The 25,538-nt window shown below is 59.2% G+C and carries 29 protein-coding genes and 2 pseudogenes; 18 read left to right on the top strand and 13 right to left on the bottom strand.

Going from position 1 to position 25,538, the window contains the following annotated elements; genetic code table 11:
- Positions 1 to 10 precede the first annotated feature (10 nt).
- Positions 11 to 433, top strand: coding sequence for a winged helix-turn-helix transcriptional regulator (locus tag CPY51_RS29330; protein WP_111163852.1), 423 nt, complete (start codon positions 11 to 13; stop codon positions 431 to 433).
- Position 434: 1 nt separating this feature from the next.
- On the opposite strand, the gene CPY51_RS29335 is transcribed toward CPY51_RS29330, so the two are convergent.
- The 5 genes from CPY51_RS29335 to CPY51_RS29355 all read right to left on the bottom strand — a co-directional run bounded on the left by CPY51_RS29335 (position 435) and on the right by CPY51_RS29355 (position 4,930).
- Complete coding sequence (locus CPY51_RS29335) at positions 435 to 824, bottom strand: response regulator transcription factor (protein WP_111163854.1); 390 nt, start codon at positions 822 to 824, stop codon at positions 435 to 437.
- A gap of 80 nt (positions 825 to 904) precedes the next feature.
- Complete coding sequence (locus tag CPY51_RS29340) at positions 905 to 1,561, bottom strand: response regulator transcription factor (RefSeq protein ID WP_111163856.1); 657 nt, start codon at positions 1,559 to 1,561, stop codon at positions 905 to 907.
- A complete protein-coding gene (locus CPY51_RS29345) occupies positions 1,542 to 3,893 on the bottom strand; it encodes a PAS domain-containing sensor histidine kinase (RefSeq protein WP_111163858.1) in 2,352 nt (783 codons plus the stop codon). Before CPY51_RS29345 ends, CPY51_RS29340 begins: the two co-directional genes overlap by 20 nt.
- A gap of 73 nt (positions 3,894 to 3,966) precedes the next feature.
- On the bottom strand, positions 3,967 to 4,710 hold the full coding sequence (locus tag CPY51_RS29350; RefSeq protein ID WP_111163860.1) for a CbtA family protein: 744 nt from the start codon (positions 4,708 to 4,710) through the stop codon (positions 3,967 to 3,969).
- Positions 4,711 to 4,720: 10 nt separating this feature from the next.
- On the bottom strand, positions 4,721 to 4,930 hold the full coding sequence (locus CPY51_RS29355; protein ID WP_111163862.1) for a CbtB domain-containing protein: 210 nt from the start codon (positions 4,928 to 4,930) through the stop codon (positions 4,721 to 4,723).
- A 179-nt stretch (positions 4,931 to 5,109) separates the two neighbouring features.
- Between CPY51_RS29355 and CPY51_RS29360 the strand changes: the two genes are divergently transcribed.
- From CPY51_RS29360 to CPY51_RS29380, 5 genes are read left to right on the top strand one after another with little or no spacing between them, the layout of a single operon-like run.
- Complete coding sequence (locus tag CPY51_RS29360) at positions 5,110 to 5,460, top strand: SH3-like domain-containing protein (RefSeq protein ID WP_111163864.1); 351 nt, start codon at positions 5,110 to 5,112, stop codon at positions 5,458 to 5,460.
- Positions 5,457 to 6,125, top strand: a complete 669-nt coding sequence (locus CPY51_RS29365) for a nitrile hydratase subunit alpha (RefSeq protein ID WP_111163866.1) — start codon at positions 5,457 to 5,459, stop codon at positions 6,123 to 6,125. The genes CPY51_RS29360 and CPY51_RS29365 overlap by 4 nt, the downstream gene beginning before the upstream one ends.
- On the top strand, positions 6,122 to 6,454 hold the full coding sequence (locus CPY51_RS29370) for an SH3-like domain-containing protein (protein WP_018482945.1): 333 nt from the start codon (positions 6,122 to 6,124) through the stop codon (positions 6,452 to 6,454). The genes CPY51_RS29365 and CPY51_RS29370 overlap by 4 nt, the downstream gene beginning before the upstream one ends.
- On the top strand, positions 6,436 to 7,134 hold the full coding sequence (locus CPY51_RS29375) for an aquaporin (protein ID WP_111163868.1): 699 nt from the start codon (positions 6,436 to 6,438) through the stop codon (positions 7,132 to 7,134). The genes CPY51_RS29370 and CPY51_RS29375 overlap by 19 nt, the downstream gene beginning before the upstream one ends.
- Position 7,135: 1 nt before the next feature.
- Positions 7,136 to 7,651, top strand: coding sequence for a cytochrome P460 family protein (locus tag CPY51_RS29380; RefSeq protein WP_111163870.1), 516 nt, complete (start codon positions 7,136 to 7,138; stop codon positions 7,649 to 7,651).
- 77 nt (positions 7,652 to 7,728) lie between these two features.
- On the opposite strand, the gene CPY51_RS29385 is transcribed toward CPY51_RS29380, so the two are convergent.
- Positions 7,729 to 8,037 (bottom strand): hypothetical protein, encoded by a 309-nt coding sequence (locus CPY51_RS29385; RefSeq protein ID WP_111163872.1) that lies wholly within the window; start codon positions 8,035 to 8,037, stop codon positions 7,729 to 7,731.
- 153 nt (positions 8,038 to 8,190) lie between these two features.
- Between CPY51_RS29385 and CPY51_RS29390 the strand changes: the two genes are divergently transcribed.
- The 5 genes and pseudogenes from CPY51_RS29390 (at position 8,191) to CPY51_RS29410 (ending at position 12,634) form a co-directional block, all read left to right on the top strand.
- Entirely contained in the window at positions 8,191 to 9,696 is a 1,506-nt protein-coding gene (locus CPY51_RS29390) for a mechanosensitive ion channel domain-containing protein (protein WP_111163874.1), read from the top strand.
- Positions 9,697 to 9,775: 79 nt separating this feature from the next.
- A pseudogene (locus tag CPY51_RS29395) lies at positions 9,776 to 10,161 on the top strand (transposase); the annotation flags it as partial.
- Between the two features lie 686 nt (positions 10,162 to 10,847).
- Positions 10,848 to 11,162, top strand: coding sequence for a helix-turn-helix domain-containing protein (locus CPY51_RS29400; RefSeq protein ID WP_111163876.1), 315 nt, complete (start codon positions 10,848 to 10,850; stop codon positions 11,160 to 11,162).
- 1 nt (position 11,163) lies between these two features.
- Complete coding sequence (locus CPY51_RS29405) at positions 11,164 to 11,934, top strand: type II toxin-antitoxin system HipA family toxin (RefSeq protein WP_111163878.1); 771 nt, start codon at positions 11,164 to 11,166, stop codon at positions 11,932 to 11,934.
- A gap of 7 nt (positions 11,935 to 11,941) precedes the next feature.
- Positions 11,942 to 12,634: an NUDIX domain-containing protein gene (locus CPY51_RS29410; protein ID WP_195909647.1), complete on the top strand. Its 693-nt coding sequence runs from the start codon at positions 11,942 to 11,944 to the stop codon at positions 12,632 to 12,634.
- A gap of 378 nt (positions 12,635 to 13,012) precedes the next feature.
- On the opposite strand, the gene tkt is transcribed toward CPY51_RS29410, so the two are convergent.
- Together tkt and CPY51_RS29425 are read right to left on the bottom strand one after the other, a co-directional pair.
- On the bottom strand, positions 13,013 to 15,049 hold the full coding sequence (tkt, locus tag CPY51_RS29420; protein ID WP_111163884.1) for a transketolase: 2,037 nt from the start codon (positions 15,047 to 15,049) through the stop codon (positions 13,013 to 13,015).
- Positions 15,050 to 15,391: 342 nt separating this feature from the next.
- Positions 15,392 to 16,291 carry a LysR family transcriptional regulator gene (locus tag CPY51_RS29425; RefSeq protein WP_111163886.1) on the bottom strand — a complete coding sequence of 300 codons (900 nt, stop codon included), beginning with the start codon at positions 16,289 to 16,291 and terminating at the stop codon, positions 15,392 to 15,394.
- A 223-nt stretch (positions 16,292 to 16,514) separates the two neighbouring features.
- Here CPY51_RS29425 and CPY51_RS29430 point away from each other — a divergent pair, with 223 nt between their 5' ends.
- The 4 genes from CPY51_RS29430 to CPY51_RS29445 all read left to right on the top strand — a co-directional run bounded on the left by CPY51_RS29430 (position 16,515) and on the right by CPY51_RS29445 (position 19,153).
- Positions 16,515 to 17,249: an SDR family NAD(P)-dependent oxidoreductase gene (locus tag CPY51_RS29430; RefSeq protein WP_111163888.1), complete on the top strand. Its 735-nt coding sequence runs from the start codon at positions 16,515 to 16,517 to the stop codon at positions 17,247 to 17,249.
- Positions 17,250 to 17,324: 75 nt separating this feature from the next.
- A complete protein-coding gene (locus CPY51_RS29435; RefSeq protein WP_111163890.1) occupies positions 17,325 to 17,924 on the top strand; it encodes an NADPH-dependent F420 reductase in 600 nt (199 codons plus the stop codon).
- A 99-nt stretch (positions 17,925 to 18,023) separates the two neighbouring features.
- On the top strand, positions 18,024 to 18,446 hold the full coding sequence (locus tag CPY51_RS29440; RefSeq protein ID WP_111163892.1) for a nuclear transport factor 2 family protein: 423 nt from the start codon (positions 18,024 to 18,026) through the stop codon (positions 18,444 to 18,446).
- 74 nt (positions 18,447 to 18,520) lie between these two features.
- On the top strand, positions 18,521 to 19,153 hold the full coding sequence (locus tag CPY51_RS29445; protein WP_111163894.1) for a class I SAM-dependent methyltransferase: 633 nt from the start codon (positions 18,521 to 18,523) through the stop codon (positions 19,151 to 19,153).
- A 16-nt stretch (positions 19,154 to 19,169) separates the two neighbouring features.
- Here CPY51_RS29445 and CPY51_RS32590 read toward each other — a convergent pair whose 3' ends face one another.
- The 3 genes from CPY51_RS32590 to CPY51_RS29455 all read right to left on the bottom strand — a co-directional run bounded on the left by CPY51_RS32590 (position 19,170) and on the right by CPY51_RS29455 (position 20,930).
- Positions 19,170 to 19,319, bottom strand: a complete 150-nt coding sequence (locus CPY51_RS32590) for a hypothetical protein (RefSeq protein WP_154677745.1) — start codon at positions 19,317 to 19,319, stop codon at positions 19,170 to 19,172.
- 7 nt (positions 19,320 to 19,326) lie between these two features.
- Positions 19,327 to 19,626 carry a LysR family transcriptional regulator gene (locus CPY51_RS29450; RefSeq protein WP_111163896.1) on the bottom strand — a complete coding sequence of 100 codons (300 nt, stop codon included), beginning with the start codon at positions 19,624 to 19,626 and terminating at the stop codon, positions 19,327 to 19,329.
- 326 nt (positions 19,627 to 19,952) lie between these two features.
- Positions 19,953 to 20,930 carry a L,D-transpeptidase family protein gene (locus CPY51_RS29455; RefSeq protein ID WP_111163898.1) on the bottom strand — a complete coding sequence of 326 codons (978 nt, stop codon included), beginning with the start codon at positions 20,928 to 20,930 and terminating at the stop codon, positions 19,953 to 19,955.
- Between the two features lie 369 nt (positions 20,931 to 21,299).
- Between CPY51_RS29455 and CPY51_RS32935 the strand changes: the two genes are divergently transcribed.
- Positions 21,300 to 22,448, top strand: a complete 1,149-nt coding sequence (locus CPY51_RS32935; protein ID WP_195909648.1) for a hypothetical protein — start codon at positions 21,300 to 21,302, stop codon at positions 22,446 to 22,448.
- Positions 22,445 to 23,062, top strand: a complete 618-nt coding sequence (locus CPY51_RS29465; protein ID WP_111163900.1) for a DNA cytosine methyltransferase — start codon at positions 22,445 to 22,447, stop codon at positions 23,060 to 23,062. The genes CPY51_RS32935 and CPY51_RS29465 overlap by 4 nt, the downstream gene beginning before the upstream one ends.
- Here CPY51_RS29465 and CPY51_RS29470 read toward each other — a convergent pair.
- Positions 22,982 to 24,502, bottom strand: coding sequence for a Fic family protein (locus tag CPY51_RS29470; RefSeq protein WP_111163902.1), 1,521 nt, complete (start codon positions 24,500 to 24,502; stop codon positions 22,982 to 22,984). The genes CPY51_RS29465 and CPY51_RS29470 overlap by 81 nt on opposite strands.
- Positions 24,503 to 24,648: 146 nt before the next feature.
- A complete protein-coding gene (locus CPY51_RS29475; RefSeq protein WP_111163904.1) occupies positions 24,649 to 24,942 on the bottom strand; it encodes a LysR substrate-binding domain-containing protein in 294 nt (97 codons plus the stop codon).
- Between CPY51_RS29475 and CPY51_RS29480 the strand changes: the two are divergent.
- Positions 24,887 to 25,214: pseudogene (locus CPY51_RS29480) on the top strand (efflux RND transporter permease subunit); the annotation flags it as partial. The gene CPY51_RS29475 and the pseudogene CPY51_RS29480 sit on opposite strands and share 56 nt — an antisense overlap.
- Positions 25,215 to 25,538: the final 324 nt, after the last annotated feature.

Below are 25,538 nucleotides of genomic sequence, written 5' to 3' on the forward strand. Positions count from 1 at the left end.
ATGGTGGTCGATGCTGATCCTTCGAGAAGCACTTCACGGCTATACGCGTTTCGACCAATTCGAAAGGAGCCTCGGCATTGCACCGAGCATGCTGGCCCGAAGATTGAAGGCCCTTGTGGAAGCCGGAATGCTGGAGCGCATTCGCTATGAAGTGAAGCCGCAGCGATACGAATACACACCCACGGACCGATGCCGCGATTTCGAATCCGTGCTCCAATCGATGGTCGCGTTTGGAAATCGGCACTTTGCGCCGGAGGGCAAGAGCGTCTTGCTAGTGAATGATGAAACCGGGGGGGAAGCCGAGCCGCTGTTGATCGATGGCGTAAGCGGGCGATCGATGTCGGAGCCGCATTTCAGGTGGGCGGCTGGTCCTGCGGCGGACGACGCCCTCCGCGAACGATATGCTCGATCCGCGAGGCATGAAGGACCGTAGCCTAAGCGCCCTGCTGCGTCGCCAGCGCACCCCTGATAGCCTCGAGGAGATCCGTGGGACTGACGGGCTTCAAGAAAGTTTTTAGAGCGCCTGAATTCCTGGCGCGATCGCCGGCCGCGACGTTGGAATGGGCGGTGATCAGAATTGACGGAATCCTTCTGGTCATTCCGGATAGCCTGTCCAGCAGGTCCAGTCCCGAAATCCCGCCGAGCTGGATGTCTGTTACCAGGCAGGCCGCCGTGTGCAGTTCCGCCGAAGCGAGGAATTCTTCGGCCGACGCAAAGGCGACCACCCGCATGCCGTTGGCGCGCAGCAATCCTCTAAGCGCGTCGCGGACGGGCTCGTCATCCTCGACGCAAACCACCAGGGAGGTCTTCGGCGCATCAACCATCAATCGATCCTTCGCAGTAATTCTATCGCCTCGGTTGAAAATTCGCAACGCGACCAACGTCGTGGAAAACTCTTTTAGAACTAGCCTTTGGTAGAGGTGCTCGCCTGCTCGCCCAACTCGAGCAAATCATAATGCCGCACCAGTTCGGGAAGGGTATGAACATGCATCTTCTGCATGACGTTTCCCCGGTGAAGTTTGACCGTCGCCTCCGTGATCCCCAACGCGGTCGAGATCTGTCTGTTACGCTGTCCCTCCACCACCCGGATCAAGACTTCCTGCTCACGTTTCGTCAGCGTCTCGTAATCGGCTCGCGCACTCGCGGCCGCCTCCTCCTTCATCGTCGTCCGGCTGTCCCGCTTCATCGCTGCGTGCACGGCATCCAGAAGGTCCTGCTCGCGAACGGGCTTTGTCAGGAACTCGACCGCGCCCGCCTTCATCGCGCGCACGGCGATCGGTACGTCGGCGTGGCCGCTCATGAAGATCACCGGTCGGTGGAAGCCGCGAGTGCGAACCTCTTCGTAAAATTCGATGCCGCTCTGGCCGGGGAGCCGGACGTCCAGGATCATACAGGCGACGGACCCAAGCTGTCCCCTTGCCGAAAACTCCGTCGCCGAGGAAAATGCCGTCACGTTGAACTTCATGGACCGTAGCAGGCCGACAAGCGACTCGCGCACGCCGACGTCGTCTTCGATGACGACGACCTGCGCGGAGGCGTCTTCACGTTGCTTCTGGTTCATTTGCCCCCCTTGCATATGGTATCGCGAACTCGAAGACCGACCCTCCCGACGCCCGAAGTCGCGCGGACAACGTTCCGCTATGCGCTTCGATGATCGACCTGCAGATCGCCAGGCCCATGCCGGTGCCCTCCGGCTTGGTGGAGAAGAATGCTTCGAATATGCGCTCCGACGCAATAGGGTCGAGGCCATGGCCGTTGTCCTCGACCCGGACGGCGGCGCCATGAGAGCCGCGGTCCTCGCTGACGACGACGATGGTCCGGGCATGATCCTTTTCCGTCATCGCCTCCGCCGCGTTGAGCATGAGGTTTAGAAGAACCTGTTGAAGCTGGACCTTGTCGCCCCGGATCGGACGGATGGCCTGCGACAGGGAGACGGTTGCGCTGATCTGGCGGCTGCGAAGTTCGCTTCGCATCATTGTCATGACGTCGGCGACGACTTCGTTGATATTGACGATCGCGATCGACGGTCGCGAATTGCGCGCCATGTTCCTAACGTTCAACAGAACGTCTCCCGCCCGCTTCCCCTCCTTGACGATCCGTTCCGCGGCCATTATCGCTTCGTCCAGGTCGGGTTCCGGGCGGTCGAGCCAGCTCAGGCATGTGGCCGCGTTCGTGACGATGGCCATGAGCGGCTGGTTCATCTCGTGTGCGATGGAGACGGTGACGGCGCCCATCGCTGTCAGGCGGTTCATTCTGACGACGTCGGCTTGGGCTTTCCTTAGCGCCTCTTCGCTGTTCACACGGTCCGTCAAATCGATGATCGCCCCGAACACCTCGGGTTCCTGTTCGGGGTCCGTTTCGACGCGGACCATGCAGTGAACATGCCTGATCGAGCCGTCCGGCAGCAGTAGCCTATGTTCCGCCTCCCAGGGGACCCGATCCCGAATACCCGAGGCGTAAGTCTGATCGATTCGCTCGCGATCGTCGGGATGGACCCTCATCATCACCGCGTCATGCGTCAGAGGTTGGACAGGATCCAGTCGGTATATGTTGTAGGTCTCCGCCGACCAGATGATCTCGCCCGTCGAAGGCTTGATCTGGAAGCTTCCCACGTGGCTGAGCATTTGTGCTTCCGCGAGCGAAGCCTGTGCTCGTTGGGCGTCGGCGAGCGAACTGCGTATGCGCTCCTCTGAACGCCTGGCCTCGGTGACGTCGACGATCGTGCCGATATAGGCGCGCGGGTGGCTTCTCTCGTAGATCAGGCGGCCGCGGGCGTGAATGAACTTCACCGTGCCATCCGGCAGAACGAAACGGTGCTCGACGTTCAGTTCGTCGCCCTGGAGGGCCCTGCCGTGAGCCTCCGCGACCATTTCCCGATCCTCCGGATGCACCCTCTCCATCAAGGTCTCGAACGTTATTTCCGTGCTCGGAAGACCGACGATGTTCGTGCACTCGGCAGAACAGGTGAACACGTCCGATATCATGTCCCACGACCAACTTCCGGTCTCGATGATCCGCTGCGCTTCGGCCATCACGGCCTGGCTCTTGGCAAGTTCGAATTCCGCGCGTTTCAGGTCGTCGATGTCGGTGTTGATCCCGTACCACTTCCGGACCTTGCCATCGTCTCCGATGAGCGGGACAGCCCGGAGCATGAAGTATCGCGCCTCGCCGTCGTGCCTGAGGATGCGCGCCTCGACGCCGCCGGGCTTGCCAGCGACGAGTAGTTCGGTCCATGCTGCAATGACCTTTTGAACGTCGTCGGGGTGGAACGATCCGAGGAAGCCCATGCCGAGCGCGTCTTCACGCCCGATGCCTGTGTAGTCATGCCACTGCCTGCTCGCCTCTTCGAGCTCGCCACCGGGGCCGCCGATCCAGGTAAGGGCCGGGATCATGTCGAGGTTGAGCCTGAGCTCCCGCTCGACGGCAGCCGCTTCCTCCCGGACCGAACGCAGCTCTTCATCGGCCCTTCTCTTCTCCAGCGTGACGGTGAAGGCTGATGCAAGCCATTCCAGGTTTTCGACGAGACGTCTGGAGACGGGTTTTTCCTCCGCCTCCAGATAAAGCACTCCGTAGAGGCGCTCCGAGAGCCCGAGAGGAACGCATATGATCGAACGGGTCGGGTCGGAGACAGCCATTGTATTTCTGGAGCCGACCACTTCGCGAAGAACGGTCCCGTCGAGTTCATAAAGAGCCGCGGGCTTGGACAAGAACACGACACCTTCGGCGTTCGCCTCGACAGCGACCATGAGCCCGTCGTTGGTGGACGTCACGATGAACGCCCTTTCCGCTCGAGCCGAATGCATCGCCGCGATCACGAACTGCTCGATATCGCACTTCTCGGCGCCCTTTCGGAGCGTCGTTCCTGGGGGGTCCGCATGCGAGACGTCGTTCATCGGTGCGACTGCTCCGGGATCACATGCCGGGATGCTAGTCCTGGGGGCGTACGAAAGCCAGTTCGGAACGCAGTCAGGCGTTCGGTATCCTATGACGTACGACGCCCGCCGGGCGATCGTGCTCGACGACGTGTTCGGCCACTCGACCAAAGAGGAAGCCAAGCCCTCCCCAGACGATCAATTGCATCAATGCAGCGTGGAGGCGGAATTCGAACAGGAGACCTCTGGGGAAATCGCGGGGCGTTTCCGATACCGCAGGCATGATCGTCATCAACACGGCCGCAAGCGCGACCAACAGGCCGGTCGCTATTGCGAGCGACAATGCCATCCCCATCCGCCGGCGTATCCGGAAGGCGATCCAGACCGACGCGGCCATGCACACGGCCGATGCGAGGATCATGACGAAATAGAGTTCCGTCCTGACGCCGATCGTCTCCGCGCTCCCGACACCAGGCGGGCTTGCCGGGTACTTGAGCTGGGGAACCAGTACGAGGGCGACGTAGCCGGTCAGGGCGAGCGTCCAGACGGCCGACCGCGGCCGGACACTCAGACGGCCATGAAGGAAGGCCATCCCTATCGCAAGGAAGCCACCGAGCGCCGTGCAGTATGCGGCGACGCCCGTGAAAAGACCGGCGTTGCGTTGGGTGCTCCTAGAGATCGTGCCCTTCTCGACAGCCGCATGCTTGTGAGCACCGCCCTCCTCCAGGGAGATCGCGCGTTCAATGGTGGGTTCGGCGTAGACGCGTGCGAACGAAAAGGCGAACAGCGCGACAACCAGTCCGGACAGCAGTCCTGCGAACAGAAGTCTCTGAATCATGACGGTCGCCTCAGTGGCATGGAAAGCCGAGCAGATGCCGGCCGTCGTGGACGAACTCATGAACGGCGTCGCCCTGGATGAGCGACGTCGCGCCCTGCTCCGCACCCACGAAGTACAGGGCCATCAGCAGAAGGAGGCCGGCGAAGACGGTCCACGAGAGCAGTTCCTGAGGGGAGATCGGCGACGGACCTGGTGCTGGGTGGACGACTATGTGGGTCATCTTCGAATTCCTTTATACGGGGTGGAAATCACAGCCATCAGACCACATTCACCTGGCGCCGTTTATCGAAACCGTCCGATTGCGCGCGCCGTCGCCGCCCGTCACTGCATCGCACGAATTCGAAAGATCGGCCGGCCATGCACTTCTAGTCTCCCTCGAGAAACCTTTTGGAGGATCGGATGAAGTCCGCCCATGCACCAACCAGAAAAGTCGATGGCGTCGTGCCCGCCTTTGGCGAGCTGCCCATCTTCGCGGTCGGACAGTCGGTCAAGGTCTCGAACCGTGCACCCGTTGGCCACTACCGCGTCCCGACCTACCTGCGTGGCAAGACAGCCATCGTAGAGGCGATCATGGAGCCGAAGGCGGTCAACAACGAAGAAGAGGGGTTCGGCCGCAACGCGGGAGCAGTTCGCCACTACTATCGAATTGCCGTGCCGATGACGTCGATCTGGAGTGACTACGCGGGTTCGCCCGGCGACGGCCTTCGGATCGAGGTGTTCGAGACATGGCTGGAAGGAGTTTCACGATGAGCGGGCACGAACACGAAGACCACGGCCATGATGATAACCGTGATCATGACCACGCTCCGATCGTCGCGCCGGAAGCGCCCGGATACTACGACGTCATGGAGACTGCGTTTCAGGAACTGATGATCGAAAAGGGCTACTTCACCGCTGGCGAAATCCGGCGGCAGATCGAGGTGCTCGATTCCCGCAACCCGGCATTAGGTGCGAAGGTTGTCGCTAGAGCATGGCTGGACCCAGAGTTTAAGGGCCGCCTGCTGGAGAACGGCAGGACGGGCTGCGAGGAACTCGGCATCACCTTCTACGACGAAACCCAACTGATCGTGCTTGAGAACACATCGGAGGTCCACAACCTCATCGTGTGCACTCTCTGTTCCTGCTATCCGCGGCCGGTCCTGGGGCTTCCACCCGACTGGTACAAGCTGAAGCCTTATCGGGCGCGTGCGGTCTACGAACCGCGGAAGGTGCTCGAGGAGTTCGGCACGAACATCCCAGACGACGTCGAGATCCGCGTCAGCGACTCCACCGCCATTCAGAGGTATTTAGTCCTACCGATGCGTCCGGCCGGGACGGACGGTCTCGACGAGGAGCAGCTCGCCGCCCTCGTCACCCGCGACGCCATGATCGGCGTCATCCAGATCCAATCGCCAACCCAGGGAGTTGCGGCATGACCGGCAGCGAACAATTTGTAAAGCGATTGCCGAACGACATCGGCGGGCTCGAAGCACCGAAGATCGAAAGAGTGGAGCACGAACTGCTGCCATGGGAGAAACGGTGCCACGCGTTGGCGGACGTCCTCGACTTCCACAAGATCATCAACACAGAGGAGAAACGACGCGGCGTCGAATCCTTGGGGTCCGACCTGGTCGGCAAGCTTTCCTACTACGAGAGATGGATTGCCGCCTTCGCGAATATCGCCTTCCAGAAAGGTCTGCTCACGCCCGAGGAATTGGCGATGAAGATGGACGCCGTGGAGGCGAGATGGGCGTCGCACGCCTAGGGGTGGGTGGTACGCCATCGCGCAAATGCTTTGTCGAGGACGATGCGACCGTTTCGCTGTTCCGTCGGTCGCTGGCGGAAGGCGTGGGCACGGCGATGCTGATGATCGCGGTCGTGGGTTCAGGTCTTCACGATGGCAGCTCGCAATCGTCGTCAGCGATGGCGATCGCCGGCAGTCTGATCGGCTTGATACTGGCTTTCGGTGCGGTGTCGGGCGGACACTTCAATCCGACGATCACTTTGCTGCAGTGGGCCATGGGGAGAAGACGGCTGGATTGCACGGTCTGGTACGTTACGGCTCAGATCGTAGGAGGCGTGGTCGGTGCGCTGGTCTCGACGGTCATCTTTTCTGAGGCGCCCGGACTGCCAGGTTCGCAATTCCCCGCTATCTCGTTACTGGCGAGCGAGGGAGTGGCTTCGTTCGGCCTGATGACCGTAGTATTCTGTTGCTCGCGAAGCACGAACAAATTCGTGGGTCCGTTCGCCGTGGGCCTGTGGTTGATGGCCGCTATCCTATCGACCCCGACAGGATCTATCGCGAACCCTGCGGTGGCGATCAGTCTGCTCGCCACGCCCGCGAGCGCTTCGGTGGTCGCCGCGACGCTTTTCGTGATCGTTCAGATTGTCGGAGGAGGCCTTGCCGCACTGACGGTAGCGACGATCTATCCCGATGGAGGTTGAAATGCGAAAACTCACTGCGGTGGCCTCAGGCATTGCCGCGATCGGCCTATCGGTTGCCGCGGCAGGTGGCGCGACCGAAAACGTCTCACCGATCTACGGCGTCAGCCTTCCGGAGGGATACCGCGGCTGGCAGATGATCACTGTCGCCCACGAGGCAGGCAAGAACAACGATATCCGCGGCATCCTTGGAAACGACATCGCCGTGAAGGCGTTCCGCGAGGGGACGCGACCCTTCCCCGATGGATCGGTGATCGCCCGTCTGGCCTACGTCTACAAGTCGTCTCCGGAGAACGACGCGGTGTTTCCGACGCCACAGTCCTTCGTCGCGGGCGCCCCCACGAACGTTCAGATCAGCGTGAAGGACTCGAAGAGGTACGCAGAAAGCGGAGGCTGGGGATACGGTCAGTTCGAGAACGGCGTCGCCAACCAGAGCGAGCCCCTCTTGAAGTCCTGTTTTGCCTGCCATACGAGACTGGATCGCTCAAAGGACCTCGTGTTCAGCCAATATTCTCCGTGAGGTTTGGACATCGTTCGCCGCCGCTGCAAATAAATTCGTTCCAGCGATGGCCCTCCCCAGCACTGTTGGTTTTAGTTTTACTTCCCGAGCCAGCGATACTCCTCGATGGAAGCCTTGCCGGACTTCTTGTCGTACAGGCAGATCATGCTGACGTTCGTCTTCACCTTCCCGCGGCCCATCGCTCCCTTGAGCAAGATGGCGATCTTACCAACGGAATCGTCGAACACGACGGGTGTTGACGCCTCCGGCGTGTCCAGCCCCGACAGTCCGATGCATGTGCCGTTCGCCTTTGCAAACAAGGCATTCCAGGCACCGTCACTCGACGCGAAGGCCTGTCCGCCGACCAGGAAAGCGATAGCGGTAGCCAAAACTGTCTTGGGCATCATGGTGCAAATCCTTTGTACGATTATCAATTCGGCGGGCCGCCTTGTCAGTCCATAGCAAGGCGAAAGGATGGCGCCGACCCTCTCCTTTGGGCTGTTTGGCCGCATGCGGGGGCGTCGTAGCGTGACTTAAACGGGTCAAGTGAGGGAGAGTTCATGGTCAGCTTTACGCATTTCGTCCAAGACCCGATCGCACAGTTCGCGGCGCTTGTGGCCCTGGCCTTGATTGCGCGCATTCTTGCTCGTGGGCATTCGGGAACCCGCTTCTCCGCCAATGTGGTTTTCTTCGCCCTCCTTACCGTCCTTCTCGTCTCCAATAGCGTTGCACCGTGGATCGGCGACACGACGGCAGAGGACCTGACCCACCACATATTCATCGGACTTGCAAAGGCGACCTGGTGGATTGGCGGCGCCATGACGCTGGTTAGCGGGGTACGCCTCTTCCTGATTTTCGAGCGCAAGCCGAGAGAGGGCCGGCTGATCCAGGATCTGCTTGTCGGACTGATCTATTCAGGTGCGGCACTTGCCGTCATCGCGTTCGTCTTCAGCCTGCCGGTTGGCACGTTGATTGCCACATCAGGTGTGTTCGCCATCGTTCTCGGTCTAGCTCTTCAAAGCACTTTGAACGACGTCTTTTCCGGTATCGCGCTCAATCTCGGAAGGCCCTACACGGTAGGCGACTGGATAGCCTTGGAAGACGGCGTCCAAGGCCGCGTCGTCGAAACGAACTGGCGCGCCACGCACCTGCTCAACAACACGAACGACCTCATCATCGTTCCGAACAGCGCGCTGGCAAAAGCCCGCTTGACGAACCTGACTGGGACGGACGAGATACATGGCGCCACGATCACCGTTCGACTGCTGCCTACACGTCCGCCGGCCGTCGTCGAAGAGGCCATGAAAACCGTGTTGTTGAGTGCCAACTGCATTCTCACGTCCCCTCCTCCGTCAGTTTCGATCGTCGGTGTCGACTCCTCGGCGATCGAGGTCGAACTGGCATTTAAGGTGTCAAACCTTTCGCGCGCGTCGGCAGCCAGGAATGAGATTTATGATCTCGTCTTCAGACATGCGAAGGCCGCAGGTCTCCAACTTGGCGCCCCTCACGGCGCACAGGCCGACGCCATCCAGAGTTCGGATGGCATCAAGCACCCTGGAACGGCGTGGCGATTGCTGAACTCGATTGCTCTGTTCTCCACGCTCACGGAAGACGAGATGGAAAGCCTTGCCGCCAGCATGAAGCGTCTCACCTTCAAGAAGGACATGGTGATCGCACCGCAGGATGCCTCGATGACCTCATTGATGATCGTGCGTAGCGGCGTTGTCGTGGTGGAGAAGCAAACCGAAGAAAGCTGCGAGGAGCTCACGCGTCTCGCTCCCGGCGACTTGTTCGGAGAGCGTGGTGTCCTGATGGGAACGCCGGAAACCGCTCGAATTCGGGCGCTCACATTTGTCGTCGTATACGAGATATCGAAAGATCATCTGGCGACCGTGATGCACGATCGGCCATCGCTTTCGGACGAACTCGGTCAGCTCCTTGCGAAGAGAATGCAGTCGGAAGAGCATTTAGGGACCGGTCGTGACAAGGAAGCGTCCGGTCAGCCTACCTCTTTGGCGGAGCGCATCCGGCACCTCTTCGAAGTGCCGCATACACTAAAGAAATGATGCTTGGGACGCTACTGTATGTCGGTGGTGCGCGCGTCGGAACGCTTGGATTTGAACCGACGTATGCGCAGAGGACGCGTTGCCGGCGCTCGTGCCTATAGGTGCAGCACTTCTTGTGATGAAGACACCCGATCCCCAATGCTTTAAATCCGGTCGTGATTTTGCCGCGTGGATTGGTTTGACGCCGAAAGATCATTCGAGCGGCGGCAAAAGGCGGCTCGGTGGACGCATGCGGGTGACGAAGCCCTGCGAAGTGTGCTGGTGTCTGGCGCCACGAACGTGGTTCGACACGCCCGTCTGGGTCGAGGCCAGATCTCGCCATGGCTCATGGCGTTGATCAAACGCAAACCCGCAATGCTGGCGGCCGTCGCTCTTGCCAACAAAATGGCTCGCATTGCCTGGAAACTACTCGTCAGCGGCGAAGCTTATTCCGGATATTCGGCATCTCGATTAGCGGCTGGGTGAACTAACCCCGCCTTCATCGCTGACACATCTTGCAGAAGGACAGGTAGATGGTGTGATCGATCGGTCCAAGACGAGAGACAATCCGTAAGTCGCAGAGGCTTTCAAAGCCGCTGAAGTGTTAGGAACCCTCGTTGCGGAAACCATCTTGGCCAGCGGTCATATGCAGCCGCATCAACAGGCCGGACATATGAGCGCAAGCGATCAGATCACATATTACCTATCCCCTTGTGAGAAGGAGACCGTCCACATATGCGACTTGCGATAGATAACAGTGGCCTATCGTTTGCAAGGAACACGACATTAAACGCACCTACTCCCAGATCGACATGGATGAACATCGTCGATATCGGTCACCGCAACCCTGGCAAAACTCGAAGTAAACCCTGACTTCCCGGCCTTCGGCCAAGGCGGGTGACTCTGTTTTCGAAATCAGAACCCACGGTCCGGTATCGATTTCGCGGTATTAGGTAGCGACTGCCACCAGCTATCACTTCGACATTATTGGGTTCGTCTTTCAACCCGTGAGGCCCTATGACGGGATCAATATGGTCGACAAGCCTTGTTGTCGAATGCTTGAGGCTGTGTCCGAATCCCTCCACGCTCCTGGGACGAGCGGGTAGTTCTTGAATTTGTTCTAAAAGAACATATATGTATACAAATAGGTCAATATGAGAAAGCGAACGTTTATGTCCAAGAGCTCCACGTCGCTTGAAGTACTAACTGACGCAGCGCTGATTGCGCTGGAAACACTTGGCTCTCATCTGCGCACCGCCCGCGAGCGTAGAGGAGACAGCCTGAAGACCATGGCCGCGAGGATGGGGACTTCGATCCCTACGCTGCGCAGGATGGAAGCGGGCGATGCAAAGGTGTCGATAGGTGTTTACGCGGCGGCGCTTTGGATCTTTGGGAAGTCTGAGCAGCTAGCTGAAATTCTCAAGCCTGGCGAAGACGAGTACGCCACGATGCTCGACGTGAACCGGGCGAGCCGAAAGAGAGGGTAGCATGGGCGACTTCCGAGGAAATTTTCTTGCAGTCTGGTATCTCGAAAACCCGCTCGAGCCGCGCCTCGTTGGGCGGGTGAAGCTCGAGGCGAGCAATCGGAGGTGCCTTCTTGAACTGGATGACGAGTGGAGGCGTTCGGGGTTCCCCCTCTCTCCGGACCTCACCCATGACAAGAAGCTGCATGCTCCCTTGAAGGACATGGTGGCTCCTGGCGCAATCGAAGACGCCATGCCCGATCGCTGGGGTGAGCGCATGATTAGGGTCGTCTCACGCCCCTCGCGCGTGAGCCCCCTCGACAAGCTCTGGTATGCGGGCGACCGCCGTTTCGGTGCGCTTGGGATGTCTTCCAGCTTTGACAAGTATAGTCCCGTCGACGAACAGCCACTCATGAGTTTGGATTCCCTTCAGGAAGCGGAGGCGCTGATTGCACGCGTCCTCGAGCGTGAACCTCTTAGCGAACGAGAAAGACAGCTCATTGCCAGCGCCGGCAGTATGGGCGGCGCCCACCCCAAGATGCTGATCGACGATGATGGGGAAGAGTGGATCGCCAAGTTTCCGCGTGGCAGCAACGTGGATCAACTCCTTGTCGAGCATGCCTGCATGGAGTTGGCCCGTCGAGCCGGACTATACGTCGCATCGTCACGGGTCATTCCCGGCGGTACAGCGGAATTGTTCATACGGGGATATCCCGTCACGAACCCGGCGGCGCTGCAGCAATTCGCGCCGGTGCGGAACGTCTCTGACGTCTGCCTTCCTTGCCGTTTACAATGAAGTCGAGTTGACGACGCCAGCATGCGCGGCTCATCAAAACGTCCATCGGAAGACCGAAATCGTCGCGATCTGCCAAATTTCAGAGCGACGTTTGGTTCAGCGCGTTATATACGGCGAACGAAAATACGCACTAGGAAGAGAAGCGATGGACCGCGAGGCCACTGTCGCCCGCTTGGAAAAAGCACTGCGCGATGCCGAAACACTCGATAGCTGGAACAAGCAAGGTGAGGCCTTTCGCAGCTTGCGTGATGATATCGAGGCGACGATCCTTGAACTACGAACGGCACACGACAACCCCGCAACGGTCGTCGTCGTCATGGCCGAAGTCAATGACGGCTTGCTAATGATCCGTCGCGCCCTGCCCGACGGGTTCGGAAAGCTTGCGCTCCCAGGCGGTTTCCAAGGAAGAAACGAGACTTGGCAAGAGGCAGGTGTACGTGAAGTCCACGAAGAGACTGGCGTGGTCCTCGACCCCCGAAAGCTGATTCTCCAAGCGGTTGAATCTGTGGAAGGCAACATCAATCTGCTTTTCGCTTTCCATACCGCCAAGATTGTCTGGGGAAGCTTTGTGCGTGACACAAAGGAGGTTCTTTCCGTTCACATCCAGACAGAAGCGGTCGAGTGTGCGTTCGAGACGCATACAAAGCATGTGCGCAGGTATTTCTCCTACCTGCGCCGACTGGTGTCATCCGCGAGCTAGGGCATGTTGACAGATGCGACAGCCGAACCCTCGCTCGGTGACGTCCGGGAAGGTTTTCGAGCCTGCGAGGTAGACGTCTTCCACCTTCAGCGTCTTCATGAAGCTTTCGGCCTGGGCATTCCCATTCTGATAAGGGTTTCCCACGGCGCTCATGGAGTCTGAGTGCTCGTCCGCCCTACCACCTTGAACAACAAGGCCGCCAAGGCCAGCGATCGCGCGCTCAACAATCCTTCCGGGGTTGAAGGCAAAAATGGTCTCCGTTCGGTACAACAGAGAGGCCAGGTCCCGGCGTCGGACAAGTTACCGCCCAAATCCCTCAACGAAGACACTTAGGACGACGAGCTTCCTGAAACCAACATGCTCGATGACTGATTTGTGTCAACCACCCAGTGCTGCGATCGCCTGGCGTCCAGCTCGGACGACCGCGTCCGTAGTGATGTCAAACTTTTTGTAGATGTCATCGATCTTTCCGGATGCTCCGAACTCGTGCATGCCCACAAAAAGGCCGTCCAACCCCAGGTCCCGATCCCAGGAGTCCTGCACGGCTGCCTCGACCGCAACACGAGCACGGGTTTCGCCAAGGACCTTCTTCTGGTAGGCAGGGTCCTGCTTCCCGAAAGCCAGCCTGCACGGCATTGACACCACCGCTGTACGAACTCCCTCACTTTGGAGAATTGCGCGAGCTTCGACCGCTAGGTGCAACTCTGAACCGGTGGCCAGGATCGTCAGTTGACGGTCACCCCCTTCGGCTTCTTGAAGCACGTAGGCTCCCTTCGCGGCAAGGTTCCCCTCGGAGCGTTCACGCCGCAACAGCGGCATGGGCTGGCGAGACAGAGCGATCAAAGCCGCTTCCCTCGAATTGTCCATGATCGCTTCCCAGCACTCAGCCGTCTCAATCGGGTCGCCGGGCCGGTAGACGGCAAGGCGTGGTATGGCGCGTAGCGCACTCAGATGTTCGATTGGCTGATGTGTTGGTCCGTCCTCGCCAAGACCAATCGAGTCGTGGGTCATGACGAAGATCGTTCGGACCTCCATCATTGCTGCAAGGCGGATCGAGGGCCGACTATAATCGGAAAACGTAAGGAATGTACCCCCGTAGGGTATCAGGCCACCGTGGAGCGCCAGACCGTTCATTGCCGCGGCCATGCCGTGTTCGCGAACGCCATAATGAATGTAGGAACCGGCGAACTCACCGGGTTTGATCTCGACCTGATTCTTGGCCTTGGTGTTATTTGACGGCGTCAGATCGGCCGATCCGCCAAGAAGTTCAGGGATGGCATCGAACAGGTGATTAAGTACGATGCCGCTTGCCTGTCGCGTCGCCAAGTCCTTTTCCGAACCTCGTACCTCCTGCTTTGCTGCTTCGATCGCGGACCGCCAACCTCTTGGAAGCTCCCCTTTCATCCGCCGCTCAAAGTCGGCGCGCCTGTGGCCAGAGTTCTCGACGCGGGTGGCCCAGGCAGCCCGCTCGGCACCCCCCTTTGCGCCGATCCGTCGCCAGTCCTCAAGAAGTTCATCCGGTATTTCGAATGGTGGTGCCGTCCAGCCCAAGATTTGGCGAGCGCCGGCGATTTCCTCTTCGCCAGGGGCATCGCTATGGGCTTTCTGCGTTCCGGCCTTCGTCGGGAACCCAAAGCCAATGATGGTCTTGCAGGCGATCATCGACGGGCGGTCGGTCACCTTGTGGGCCTCGAAGATAGCGGCGCGGATGGCGTCGGTGTCGTGTCCGTCAATTTCCTGGACATGCCAGTTCGCCGCCCGGAACCGCGTCGGCTGGTCATCGGATTCGGCCAAACTGGTGGCACCGTCGATCGAAATGGAGTTGTTGTCCCAGAAGGCGGTCAGCTTGCCGAGCTTCAGGTGTCCGGCCAGCGATATTGCCTCATGGCTGATGCCCTCCATAAGGCATCCATCGCCAAGGAAGACATAGGTGTGATGATCCACAAGTTCATCGCCGAAAGAAGCATTCATGATCCGCTCCCCGAGCGCAAGGCCAACGGAGTTCGCCGTCCCCTGCCCTAACGGACCCGTTGTTGTTTCTATGCCGGTCGCATGATGATACTCGGGATGCCCAGCCGTCCTGCTGTCGATCTGACGGAAGCGCTTGATCTCCTCGATCGTCATATCCCTGTAGCCCGTCAAGTAAAGCAGGCTGTAAAGCAGCATCGAACCATGCCCGTTCGAGATGAGAAAACGGTCGCGATCGAACCAGTAGGGATCGGCGGCATCGAATTTCATGAACTCGGAAAACAACACGGCGGCGATATCCGCCATCCCCATTGGCATGCCGGGGTGACCGCTCTTTGCCTTTTGCACCGCATCCATCGAAAGGAAGCGGATGCAATCTGCAAGATTTCTGAGCCGCCGGTCTTTCGGCTCGGGAACCGTTTTGAAAACAGTGGGGGTGTCGGGCATGGCGTGCTCCAGGTTTGCGTGGCGTTCGAACCGGAACTCGTAGAGTTCCCTAGCTCTTCATCGATGCCAGCAAAGCGGGCAAAGAAATGGAGGGCAGCTAAACCTGACTTAGGGCTGGCTCTCGAAATGTGGACTCGCAAACTGAAACAAATACGCGGCAACTGCCACCTGCGGGTCTGTTGACGCGCGCTATCAAGCCATCTCGTGCTGGCTTGACTCCATCGCGGACTAGAACATAATAAGAACATTGCCGCACGAAGCGGCACTCAAATTCACGCCGAAGCTTTGGCTGCTGTGAACCACACAGGAGGACGGTGAGATGTTGATTAAAGACAGCTATTTTCAAGCCCCGAGTAATTTTTTTGTACGCCCCGCGAGAAGCGGAGCGTACGCGGCGAGCCTGCGGGACGCGAACTCCGTGAATAGCTGCACGCGCTTCGTCTTGCGTGTTTCCCCATGTGTGAGAAGCCAAAGCGTTCCGTACATGTGCAGGTCGGTCCCCGGCACCCTCACCAGTAGAGGATCGGCCTCCCCGACGAAGCATGGCACCGTCGTCATTCCAAGCCCCTGCCGCACCGCGACGATCTGTGCCTCTGCGTCCGTGACCCTGATCGGAGCCTCGACGGTGCGAACCTCACCTTCGCTCGCCCAATCCGGAATTCCATGACTGCTTATGACGATCCACCGGATGGGAGGCGAGCCCGCATGCCACGCGGCTAGTCGATCACGGGACATGTAGACGCCGCCAAATACATCCGGTCCCTTCAGGCCGTGAAGATTGAACGGCAGGGTCTTGCGGTCGTAGACAACACGGATCGCCACGTCGGCCTCTCGGTTGGTCAGATTTGCCAGCTCGCCGGACGACAAGATTTCAATTTCGATGTCTGGATGCAGACGCGCGAATTCGGCGAAGTCCGGCATAAGCAGGTGCGTCGCGAGGGTCGGTGCCAACGTCACCCGCAGAAGCCCGCGCACGCTCTGGTCGCGCCCGAGGACGCGCGTCTCCAACTGGTGCGACGACACTTCCATCTGCTCCGCGAGTTCCCGTACCTCTTCACCCGCTGGCGTCACGCGGTAGCCCGAAGGCAGCTTTTCGAACATCTGCGCCCCTAGGCGTGCCTCGAGTTGGGCGACGCGCCGCAGCACGGTCGAATGGTTCACACCGAGCGCCTCAGCCGCCGCGCGCAATGAGCCTCCGCGTGCCACGGCAAGAAAGTAGCGAATGTCGTCCCAGTCGATCATGGTGCAATTCGGCACCGCGCGGGGCGCCTTCTAAACAATGTATCGGGCGCATTGTACAGCAATACAGGCAAAATGTCGCGGCGGTGTTCTCGTCCTGCCGGATCGATTTTGCACCACCGATGTGCGCGCTTCCGCACTCAATGTCCGACTTCGGCAGACCTATGTTCTGGTTCTCGGCGGCGGCCCCGACGACCTCCGCGCAACGCCAACGTAGGATGAAAACATGACCAGACTTAATGGAAAGACCGCCGTGATCACCGGCGGAGCTACCGGCATCGGCCGCGCCGCGGCAAAACGCTTCATCGAGGAGGGCGCCTTCGTCTTCATCTACGGCCGCCGGCAGGAAGCGCTCGACGCCGCCCTGGCCGAGCTGGGACCCAATGCCCGCGCTGTGAAGGGCTCGGTCTCGGATGAGGCTGACCTTGATCGCCTCTATGCGACGGTGAAGGCAGAGCGCGGAACGCTCGACATTGTCTTCGCAAATGCTGGGGCCGGAAGCCCGCTTCCGCTCGGCCAAATCACCGCCAAGCACATCGACGAAACTTTCGAAACCAATGTGAAGGGCACGATCTTCACGGTCCAGAAGGCGCTGCCACTAATGGGCAAGGGCGGTTCGATCATCCTGACCGGATCGAGCGCCGGCACCACGGGCGCTCCCGGTTTCACTGCCTACAGCGCGAGCAAGGCGGCAGTGCGAAACCTCGCGCGGACCTGGGCGGAGGACCTGAAGGGCACCGGGATCCGGATCAACGTGCTATCGCCCGGAGCGACGGCGACCGAACTCGCAAAGGAGGCGCTGGGCGAGGAGGGCCAGAAGGCCTACGGCGCGATGACGCCGCTCCAGCGCATGGCCGATCCAGCGGAGATCGGGGCCGTGGCCGCCTTTCTTGCGTCAGATGACAGCAGCTTCATGACCGCCAGCGAAGTCGCCGTCGACGGCGGCCTGGCACAACTCTAACGCACCACGCCCACCAGGCGCTCCGTTCGAACGTTCGGAGCGCCGTAGGACGGGATAAATCCAAGGAGAATAGATATGAGCTACGCAATTATCGGCTTCGGCAATATCGGCCAGGCCCTGGCCAAGGCGTTTGCCCGCAACGGCATCGAAGTATCCGTGGCAACCACCCGCGACCCGGAAAGCTTTGCAGCGGCGGCGGCTGCGATCGGAAAAATGATCATTCCCAAAACGCTGGCGGAAGCCGTTAAGGCGGACATCGTGTTTTTGGCTGTCCGTTTCGAGGCGCACCCGGATGTGGCAAAGGCGCTTCCCAGCTGGCAGGGGAAGACCATCGTCGATGTGACCAATGCCTACGGCGTGCCCCCTGAGGAACTGGGAGGACAGCCTTCTTCCAAGTTCATCGCGCAGGCTTTCTCTGGTGCACGGCTGGTCAAGGGCTTCAACCATTTGATCGCTGCCACCCTTGCCCAGGATCCGGCCGTGCACGGCGGCAGGAGAGTCGTGTTCCTGGCGAGCGACGATGACACTGCCGCAGACCAGGTTGGTACGCTCGCGGAAAATCTCGGTTTCTCGCCGATCAAACTTGGCGGGCTTTCGGAAGGTGGACTGCTTGTGCAGGCGCGCGGAAAGAGCTGGGGTCAACTGATCTTTAAGGACCTGGTCAAGTTCGACTGACCAATCGGGATCGTAATTTTGATGCGATCCCGCTTCATGGACCACAACGTGTCCAACTAGGTCGGGCACAATCCGACTGACGGAAAACGGAGAGATACGATGAGCATCGAAAAGAATGTCCAGATAGTGAAAGACTTCTTCGCAGCGATGGGCAGCGAAAACAAGCAAGATCTGCTGGCCATTATCGCCGAAGATATTGAGTGGATCATACCAGGTGAAGGCTGGCCGCTGGCCGGCACGCACCGCGGGCACGCAGAACTCGGAGCCGTGCTCAAAAAGGCCTCCGAAGAGGTGGAAATGACATACCCAAAGCCCCCCGAATTCGTGGCGCAGGGGGATCGAGTAATGGTCGTCGGCGTCGCGACCGGGAAAATCAAAGCAACGAACAAGCCGTTCAAGGACGATTGGGTCTTCGACATCACCGTTCGAAATGGCAAAGTGACGAAGATCCGGGAGTACATCGACACGCAAGCACTGGCGCGGGCCTCCGAGACGGCCGCGAGCGCCCGCCCTGATCATTGACAGTGAGAGCATCTGAAGCAGTTACGGCGGTGAACCCCGCGCAAACGCGCAGTTTTTTTGATACGGAGATTCCAATGTACGACCAATCCAAGATATCCGAGTTGATCCGGTTCGCACAAGCCAAAGAGGGCTCCACTGTCATCGATGTCTACCCAGGCGACGGCGACTGGACCCGTCTCTTCTCCGACGTCGTGGGTCCCGAAGGACGGGTTTACAGTTTTGTGCCGGCCGAAGTCGCCCATTTCAAGAACGATCCGGTCGGCCAAATGCAGACGCTGGCGAAGGAGCCAGGCCGAGAGAACGTCGAAGCCGTCACTTCAGACCTCCTCGAGATGCCGAAGGTCACGCAGCCAGCAGATGTCCTGTGGCTGCACCTTTTCTATCACGATCTCCACACCGAGCTGATGCAGGCCGGGGGTGCGACGGCGGTCAACTTCAATCGAGCAGTCTACGAGCGGCTGAAGCCCGGTGGGTCCTATGTCATCGTAGACCACACAGCCGCCGTCGGGACTGGCATGAGCGACACTCAGTCACTGCATCGGATTGAACCCTCATCCGTTCGGGCGGAGGTGGAGGCCGTCGGCTTCGTACTGGACGCGGAGAGCACCATGCTCGCGAACAAGGACGATCGGCACTCTGTCAAGGTGTTCGATCCCTCGATTAAGGGTGAGACCGATCGCTTCGCCTTTCGGTTCGTGAAGCCCTGAAAGATGTTGGTGGCGACTACGTTCCGATCGAAGCAAGACCCATTCGCAGGGCGACGTCGATACCCTGTTCGATCAGCCTGACATTTCTGTCATCAAGAAGGACCGAGATGTCGGTGCCGGGATGGGCCTCGACAAACTGTGACAGCTTGGGCGGATGCACTGGCACATGAAAGTCAGTGTGCCGCTGATCGTGATCTGACAGAGAAATTCTGCCACTTGCTCCCGACGGCGGAAAGCGCAGCTTCGGCATCCTCGACAACCTTGACCCCGTGTTCGTAGAACACTTTGCCCGGTTCGGTTGGAGGGAGCTGTCGTTTCGACCGGAGACATAGTGGCGCACCGAGTTCACGCTCAAGATGCGCAATGGTTTTGGAGAGGGCCGATTGCCCGACCTTGAGAGACTTTGCCGCGGCGCTGAACGAATTGCTGTCATAGACGCGGATGAAATAACGCATCAAAGTGAAAAGATCCAAGTTCTGCCTCCCATGACGGCAACACGAGAGCGACGATAGCAGCTCTACTTGCCGACCGTCACCACCTGCGCGAAAAACTCGCCTTGGCCGCCAACGCTTTAAGCCGTGGCCTGGCGTGAGGATAGACGCCGACATTTGATCAGTCCTGACAAGGCCGGAATCTCGCCGAAATCGCATCGTGTACTTGGGAAGCCGATTTCTGCAGGCCGGATCGCGACATTTTGGGGCTCACGACGTTCGCACATGAGCTTTGCGCCTCAGGCACCCGGAGCGGGTTTGAATTTTCGAAGGCCGAATGAGGACGACAATTGGACCTGATAGAAACGTTAGTCCTTGAAGTCGACGACGACGCCCGGCTTTACCATTCCCGCCAGTTCCTCCGCGTCCCAGTTGGTCAGGCGGACGCAGCCGTGCGATCCCGACTTGTCGATCATTGCAGGTTCCGGCGTGCCGTGTATTCCATAGGTGGGCTCGGTCAAGTCGATCCAGACAGTGCCGACCGGTCCGTTCGGGCCCTTGGGGATGGTCAGGACCCCATTGTTCTTTCCCTGCTTAAAGTTCCGCTTAGGGTCGTACCTGTATGTCGGCATCCTTGCTACGCCCTTAACTTTGTGCCTGCCGGAAGGCGCCGGATTATCCTGGCTTCCGATCGTCGCCGGATAGACTGCGAGTACAGATCCGTCCTCGGCAAAAGCGACGACCTGGCCGTTCCGCTTCCTGGCTTCGATGCGCTTAACCTTCCCTTCCGTTGAAGATCCGGTCATCACGACATTGACCGTCTCGCCGGGCGCGAATTTAGCACCGGGGTTCAACATCTTCAAAAGGTCAATGTCCATGTGGAATCGCTCGGAAAGTTTCTCTGCCACGCTGGTATAGCCGAGGGTTTCCATCTTTGCTTTCTCGCCGTAGTCTTCCGGGATCTTGTCGACGAGGCCGGTCGCATCCTTATCCGAGACAACATAACGCTCGACGATCGGCGTCTTATCCTCGAGGCCGGCAGCCACCTCGGGATCAAGCTTTCCGTCGACCGGAAGACCGCGCATCGCCTCAAAACCAGCCACGGCCTTGCTGACGTTTTCCCCGTAAAATCCGTCGATCACCCCCGGAGACGACCCGTTGCGGTCAAGCAACACCTGAAGACGGATAATGGCGGGGTTCGGATCGGAAGATGCCTTGGGTGGTCGCTCTGATGCGATGGAAGCAAGAGATGCGGCATCAATAGCCTCCGGTCGCAGCTCTTGAGCCGCGACATTGCCAAAGGAGACGACCAATGTGAACATGGCAATTGACGGAAGTGTTTTCATGTTCACTGAATGGACAGCACTGGAAGTAGTTCCGCAACCGGTCTCGCGCGTTCGCAATGATTTCGGGGACTTTGATGGGAATGAAGACCTCTCTCGTGACTGCTGGTCGCAATGACGACGATAGAGGGGATCACGTGCAGATCCGGTCATGCCGCCGGATTCTAAATTTTGAGCGCCGCTCGGTTAACGCTGCCGTGCCCTTCAAGCAGTTCGAGCCGCCGCCATTGGATTGATTGGGATGTACTTGCAAGGCCGACCCATGCGTTTCCAAGGCGCCCTACCAATTTTGGCATGAAGGCTGAGAGCGCTATGTGATCGCCATTTTCCGTGCCACATCTACCAAAGAGGATTTGCCGTTTCGAGGTTCTGATGTGGAAGATAAGTTGCGTCGTCCTGCTTGCCTACGCCTGCATGGCGGGTCCCATCCTTTCGGCAGACCGTGCCGAGCGCCTGGCTGTGCCGAGCCCAGTCGGCAAAGACATCGCGGCCATGCCGCAGATCGCCGCGCCAGTCGACGATGCCGAACGCCGCATCAACGCCGGATTGAAGCGCCTGGATCTCAATGTTCTCAAGGCATCCAGGGACTGCAAGGGTGGCGACTGGCAACGCTCGGTGGACGTTGCCATGAGGGGGCCCGGGTTCCTCAGCCTAGTCATCACGGATTCCTTTAATTGCGACGGAAGTGCCCACCCCGACTCGGGCACCATGTCTATCGTCTACGATCTGACGACGGGACAGCCCGTTGACTGGACGCATCTGCTTCCGGCCACCCTAACCGGCACGGTCGCGTTGGCGCAGCAGGCAGACGGCACCAAAGTCGTCACCCTGGCTTCCAAGCGACTGTTTGATCTCTACATGGCTGGATACGGTGCTGGCGAGGCGGCGGGTGGCGACCTTGAAGATTGCAAGCAGGCTTTGCTGGACGAGGCGGCAGACGGACCACCGGGCATGATGGTCTGGCTGGACGCAAAGGGCGGCGGGTTGGCGCTCCAACTCGGACTGCCACATGTGATGGCCGCCTGCGAGGAGCAGGTCGTCATACCCGCGGCAGTGCTCAAGACAGAAGGTGCGCAGCCCGCGCTGCTGAAGGCTTTCGCAGCGACCATCCCGGCGACGGCACCGCTTGCGCAGACCACGCCCGCCCCCGCAGAAACAAAGTTGCCGTTGCGACCCGGCTACTACGTCAACGCGGATGCGCCATGTGGAGAGGCATCCCAGGCGATCGTCATCCAGTTCACCGGTACGGCGTTCGAGGGAGGCTCCGACCTTTGCACGATCGATGGAGTGGCGCGCGATGGCACGTCCTACACGATAACGGAGAAATGTCAGGAGCAGACGACGGGCAAGAGGCACACCGCGAATGCCACCATCGTCATCCCGGATTCCGGTGCCTTTGACACTCGGGTCGGAGGCGGCACGACGCGCTACCGCTACTGCCCAATCTCCTCCTTGCCGACGTCCTGGCAAAACTCGAAGGAAACCGTGCCTGACTTCCCGGCCTTCGGCCAAGGCGGGTGACCCTCCATGTTTTCGAAATCAGAACCCACCGTGCCGGTATCGATTTCGTTAACGTTGGCCACCTGTCCAAATTCTTTGGCGTTCGAGCCGTCATGGAAGCGCAGCCAAGGGCGTTTCTCTTCGAAAATGTCGAGGGACTTCTGCACGCTCGGCACGCCGATTACGTTGCGACGCTTCTTCGGAAGCTCGCACATGCGGATTATCAGACGGAAATCCATCGGAACAACACGCGGGACTACGCCGTCCCCCAAGACCGCTCTCGCATCATGATCGTCGGCTTCCGGAAGAACCTGCCAGGCGTCTTCCGGATGCCGCCTAAGTTCCGGGAGCTGGCGAACAGGGGAGACGTCGTGGCGGATCTGATGAGCGCCAACGGCTGGAGCGGCGTCGGTAAATGGGTGCAAATGATGCGGCCGGATTTCGACCGGTTCGGCAAGCCGATCGGCTTTGTTACCTCGCCCCTTCCAGGGAATGGACGCCAACTCTTTTGCACTGAGGTTCGGCATCGCGGCATGCCGTTTGTCAACCGCAGCCTAAAGACCAGGCTCAGGTACCTTATCGTCCTCGTCCGCTGCGGCCTCGGGGTTCAAGGCGTCGCGTATCGCAGCTTCTAAATCCTTGATGTCGTCGTCCGTCAGCTCTTCGAACATTTCCCGCTTGCGCTTCGAGATCGAGCCATTGTTTTGAAGGTAGAAATTTACGAACATCGAAGCCCGTCTGTCTGGCATGTCGATGACATCCCTGACTGCGTTATAAGCGGTGTCGTAGATCGACACGAAATCCAACTCTTCTTTGAAATCGATGCGGATCGTCTCCGAAATCTTTTCGTAGAGATATTCGACAAGCTCGGTCGCATCGAAATATCTGTAGAGGGTCGAAGTGTCGTTTGTCACCACGACCTGCTGCGCTCGGTTCATTTCCCATTCGATCAGTCCCATTGTCGGTCCAGAGACGGACTCCAAGGCCGCATCATAGGACTTTTGATTCCTGACGATCGCGGCAGAGATCGGGAAGAGTATGTCGTCCGGGGTGAACCCTTCCCTCGACAACACATGATGTATGAGGAAGCGGTGGATGCGCCCATTACCATCTTCAAACGGATGGAGGAACACAAAGGAAAAGGAAATCGCCGCCGCCGCCGCCACCGCGTCGTCGCAGCCCTTCAGGCGCTCTGACATCGACGCCCAGTCCTTCATCATGGAGGGAAGATCCTCAGGCCGGGGGCAGACGAAGTGAACCTTTTCGCGATATCCAATTGTCTCCCCGACGAAGTTCTGAAAATCCCGGAATCCCTTGGCGGCATATCTGGGATCAACGATCTTATTCTGGAGGTCGACGAGATCCTGATCGCTCGATGGATTAAAGGACGCCGTTTGCCGCAGCGCTTTTACGAAGCGCTCAGCCTTCTGACCTGTTGCACGCTCGTGCTCGATCTCGTAAGAAGACTTGGTCTCCTTGGTGTAAAGGAAGTTCACCGCTCGCGCGAGAACCGTCGCATCGCAGTCCTGAACGAGCTCAAGAACTTGTTCGTCAATCCCTTCAGCCTGGTATCGCTTAATCGCTGACGAGAGGCGGACAGTGACGCAAAAGCCGGGCACACCGAGCATGTTATTTGTGACGCGATGGCGAACCGAATTGATACCGACGGATCCTACGTTCAATTCCGGATTAAGGGCTTTAGTATATTGCACAACCGGTGCGTCGGTCAGGTTCAAGGTTTTCCCGGTGAAGAACTCGTACAGAAACCACGCACGACGGGAGAACGCCCCGGTCGGTTCGGCACGAACCATTTGCTCGATGACGCCCGGATCAATCGCCCGCATGGCGGCGGCCATTATAGCGCTGTCGATGGGCTCGTTTTTGAGGGCAAATTTGAGGTGGCCTGCAATTGTGTCTTCAGGCGCGTAGGGGTTACTGTATTTCTCGATCGTGCGACCATTCCCGGTCGTCGTGCGCCGTGCACCCGGTCCGCAGTAGGAGGTCACTGCTGGAGCAGGTACACGGAGATACAAGTTCTCAACGAGCCAAAGCTGCCCGACCGGGACGTCCACCATCACAATCCTCCAAAAACGTTCAGCGATTTTTAATATTCTTTCAGGTTTCGAAGCAAGTCTCAATAAACGTTGAGAGTGCTAGAAAAACGTTCAACAGTTGGCGTAAACCTCAAAAAACGCTCAAGAACATCAGACCGCGCAATCCTTCAATCTTGCCGGGCGTGAAAGTATCTCTCAAGATCGTAAATTGGAGGGTCGCCGAAAGATACGATGTCGTGCTGCAGAAGGTCATCGTTCGAACTGGGCCTTCCGCGAACGTCGAGGTAGGCGGGCGCCGCGCAGATAACCCGCCTATTGGGTGCAAGCTGCCGCGCGAAGAGGCTGGAGTCGGCAAGTGCACCGAACCGGATCGCCAGATCGTATCCGGCGTCGAGGAGCGGCAGGGCTGCGAGGCCGAGGGGGCGGACGTTCACCCGTTCCGATCTCAACCGGGCGATCATGGTGGGCGGTCGAGCGGGTGCGGCCGAAGATGATGACGGTGGTGGCCCTGATGGCGGGTCTCGTTCCGATCCTGTGGCAAACGGGGACGGGATCGGAGATCGAGCAGCGCATCGCGGTTCCGATGATCGGCGGAATGGTCTCGTCGACTTTGCTGGCGCTCGTGGTCATCCCAGCGGTCTACGGCTTGGTAAAGGGCCGCCGGCTGCCGTCGGCATCCCTGTCCGATCCATACACTGCCGAGAGCGACGAAAGACTCGAGGCCGCCGAGTGAACCACACTGGCGAGAATAGGCGCGGCATCATGGACTGGACGACGCTTCGGGATCGCTTGAAGAAAATTCGTCCATGACGTGGGCGTCCGGATGCGCTTCGAGACGCGGGCGGGCCGCGTCCTCCTCCAGGATTCGTGCGCCGTCATGATCGGACGGCGCACGACCGTCGCCATCGGCGCGGCGACCACCGCACGTCCAGCCCTGGCCACAATGGATGGTGTCGCCGGTTGGCGGCCTTAGTGACTATGCATGTTCGCGAGGTGAGCTGCGGTGGGTTCGTCCAACTCGGGCTGCAATGTCACGTGACTGATGTTGAAATGCTCC

It is taken from the genome of Arminella tubonensis (assembly GCF_003240585.1).
GTDB lineage: Bacteria > Pseudomonadota > Alphaproteobacteria > Rhizobiales > Rhizobiaceae > Rhizobium > Rhizobium tubonense.

Excerpts from the sequence above, each read along its gene's own strand:
- CPY51_RS29435 (WP_111163890.1), top strand. The coding sequence starts at position 17,325 with ATGAGCTACGCAATTATCGGCTTCGGCAATATCGGCCAGGCCCTGGCC.
- CPY51_RS29385 (WP_111163872.1), bottom strand. The coding sequence starts at position 8,037 with ATGATGCCCAAGACAGTTTTGGCTACCGCTATCGCTTTCCTGGTCGGC.
- CPY51_RS29425 (WP_111163886.1), bottom strand. The coding sequence starts at position 16,291 with ATGATCGACTGGGACGACATTCGCTACTTTCTTGCCGTGGCACGCGGA.
- tkt (WP_111163884.1), bottom strand. The coding sequence starts at position 15,049 with ATGCCCGACACCCCCACTGTTTTCAAAACGGTTCCCGAGCCGAAAGAC.
- CPY51_RS29345 (WP_111163858.1), bottom strand. The coding sequence starts at position 3,893 with ATGAACGACGTCTCGCATGCGGACCCCCCAGGAACGACGCTCCGAAAG.
- CPY51_RS29340 (WP_111163856.1), bottom strand. The coding sequence starts at position 1,561 with ATGAACCAGAAGCAACGTGAAGACGCCTCCGCGCAGGTCGTCGTCATC.
- CPY51_RS29330 (WP_111163852.1), top strand. The coding sequence starts at position 11 with ATGCTGATCCTTCGAGAAGCACTTCACGGCTATACGCGTTTCGACCAA.
- CPY51_RS29455 (WP_111163898.1), bottom strand. The coding sequence starts at position 20,930 with ATGAAAACACTTCCGTCAATTGCCATGTTCACATTGGTCGTCTCCTTT.
- CPY51_RS29360 (WP_111163864.1), top strand. The coding sequence starts at position 5,110 with ATGAAGTCCGCCCATGCACCAACCAGAAAAGTCGATGGCGTCGTGCCC.
- CPY51_RS29470 (WP_111163902.1), bottom strand. The coding sequence starts at position 24,502 with ATGGTGGACGTCCCGGTCGGGCAGCTTTGGCTCGTTGAGAACTTGTAT.
- CPY51_RS29375 (WP_111163868.1), top strand. The coding sequence starts at position 6,436 with ATGGGCGTCGCACGCCTAGGGGTGGGTGGTACGCCATCGCGCAAATGC.
- CPY51_RS29430 (WP_111163888.1), top strand. The coding sequence starts at position 16,515 with ATGACCAGACTTAATGGAAAGACCGCCGTGATCACCGGCGGAGCTACC.
- CPY51_RS32935 (WP_195909648.1), top strand. The coding sequence starts at position 21,300 with ATGTGGAAGATAAGTTGCGTCGTCCTGCTTGCCTACGCCTGCATGGCG.
- CPY51_RS29400 (WP_111163876.1), top strand. The coding sequence starts at position 10,848 with ATGTCCAAGAGCTCCACGTCGCTTGAAGTACTAACTGACGCAGCGCTG.
- CPY51_RS29390 (WP_111163874.1), top strand. The coding sequence starts at position 8,191 with ATGGTCAGCTTTACGCATTTCGTCCAAGACCCGATCGCACAGTTCGCG.
- CPY51_RS29355 (WP_111163862.1), bottom strand. The coding sequence starts at position 4,930 with ATGACCCACATAGTCGTCCACCCAGCACCAGGTCCGTCGCCGATCTCC.
- CPY51_RS29350 (WP_111163860.1), bottom strand. The coding sequence starts at position 4,710 with ATGATTCAGAGACTTCTGTTCGCAGGACTGCTGTCCGGACTGGTTGTC.
- CPY51_RS29370 (WP_018482945.1), top strand. The coding sequence starts at position 6,122 with ATGACCGGCAGCGAACAATTTGTAAAGCGATTGCCGAACGACATCGGC.
- CPY51_RS29405 (WP_111163878.1), top strand. The coding sequence starts at position 11,164 with ATGGGCGACTTCCGAGGAAATTTTCTTGCAGTCTGGTATCTCGAAAAC.
- CPY51_RS29335 (WP_111163854.1), bottom strand. The coding sequence starts at position 824 with ATGGTTGATGCGCCGAAGACCTCCCTGGTGGTTTGCGTCGAGGATGAC.
- CPY51_RS29365 (WP_111163866.1), top strand. The coding sequence starts at position 5,457 with ATGAGCGGGCACGAACACGAAGACCACGGCCATGATGATAACCGTGAT.
- CPY51_RS29440 (WP_111163892.1), top strand. The coding sequence starts at position 18,024 with ATGAGCATCGAAAAGAATGTCCAGATAGTGAAAGACTTCTTCGCAGCG.
- CPY51_RS29380 (WP_111163870.1), top strand. The coding sequence starts at position 7,136 with ATGCGAAAACTCACTGCGGTGGCCTCAGGCATTGCCGCGATCGGCCTA.
- CPY51_RS29475 (WP_111163904.1), bottom strand. The coding sequence starts at position 24,942 with ATGATCGCCCGGTTGAGATCGGAACGGGTGAACGTCCGCCCCCTCGGC.
- CPY51_RS29445 (WP_111163894.1), top strand. The coding sequence starts at position 18,521 with ATGTACGACCAATCCAAGATATCCGAGTTGATCCGGTTCGCACAAGCC.